The organism is Streptomyces sp. NPDC002130 (assembly GCF_040296465.1).
GTDB lineage: Bacteria > Actinomycetota > Actinomycetes > Streptomycetales > Streptomycetaceae > Streptomyces.
In genome coordinates, this window is record NZ_JBEOXI010001189.1 from 1 (window position 1) to 1088 (window position 1088).

A 1088-nucleotide genomic window follows, 5' to 3' on the forward strand; every position below is an offset into this window, starting at 1 on the left:
CCTGCGTGGTGAGGACGAACTGGTCGGCGCTGTTCTCTGCTCCGCCGACGACGACCTGCTCCTGGTCTCGGCACAGGGCCAATCGATCCGCTTCTCTGCCACCGACGAGGCACTGCGTCCGATGGGCCGCGCCACTTCCGGTGTCCAGGGCATGCGTTTCAACGGCGACGACGAGCTGCTTTCGCTCAACGTCGTTCGTGAAGGAACGTTCCTCCTGGTCGCCACCTCGGGCGGTTACTCCAAGCGAACCGGCATGGAGGATTACCCGGTGCAGGGTCGCGGCGGCAAGGGCGTACTCACGATTCAGTACGACAAGAAACGTGGCACTCTGGTCGGTGCGCTCATCGTCGACGACGACGACGAGCTGTACGCGATCACCTCGGGCGGCGGCGTCATCAGGACGGCTGCCAAGCAGGTTCGTAAGGCGGGACGCCAGACCAAGGGCGTGCGTCTGATGAACCTCGGCGAAGGCGACACACTGCTCGCGATTGCGCGCAACGCCGACGAGCCCGAAGAGCTCGCTGCAGAGACCACCGACAACGCAGACAATGCCGATGGAGCTAAGGAGTCCTAGTGAGCACTCCCAACCAGCCGGGCAGTGACCGGAAGAGCGAAAGCCCTTCAGGTCAGGTGCCACCGAAGCCGGAGCAGGCAACTGCTCCGGCGGGGCCGCAGACCTCGAAACCTGCAGCTCCAGCGGACGGCGGACCCAAAGCTTCCGAGGCAGCTCCGGCGCCCAAGGCGCCGGAGCCGCCTCGCGGCCCGTCGGCTCAGAAGCCGGCGGGTGGGGCTTCCGACGCCGCGGGTGCGGCCAAGGGTCAAGCTCCTTCCGCTCCTTCAGTGGCTCCGGCTGCGCCGGTAACTCCGGCGAAGGGTGATGGTCAGGCTCCGCCGCAACCGGTTGCCAATCAGGCTCGTGGCAGCCAGGCACCGCCGTGGCAGCGCGGACCCCAGCCGTCAGGCCAGCCTCAGGGTCAGCCGTCTCAGGCGCCGAAGGCTCCTGCTCAGAACCCGAGTGCTCAGAACCCGGCTGTTCAGAACCCAGTCAAGGCTCCGGCACCGCAGAACCAGGTTCCGCAAAGTCAGCC

The 1088-nt window shown here is 66.7% G+C and carries 1 protein-coding gene; it reads left to right on the forward strand.

Annotation, left to right across the window (positions count from 1 at the left end; translation table 11 throughout):
* The coding region (locus ABT116_RS49535) for a DNA gyrase C-terminal beta-propeller domain-containing protein (RefSeq protein WP_351648277.1) at positions 1-574 on the forward strand (574 nt) is incomplete at its 5' end.
* Between the last annotated feature and the right edge of the window lie 514 nt (positions 575-1088).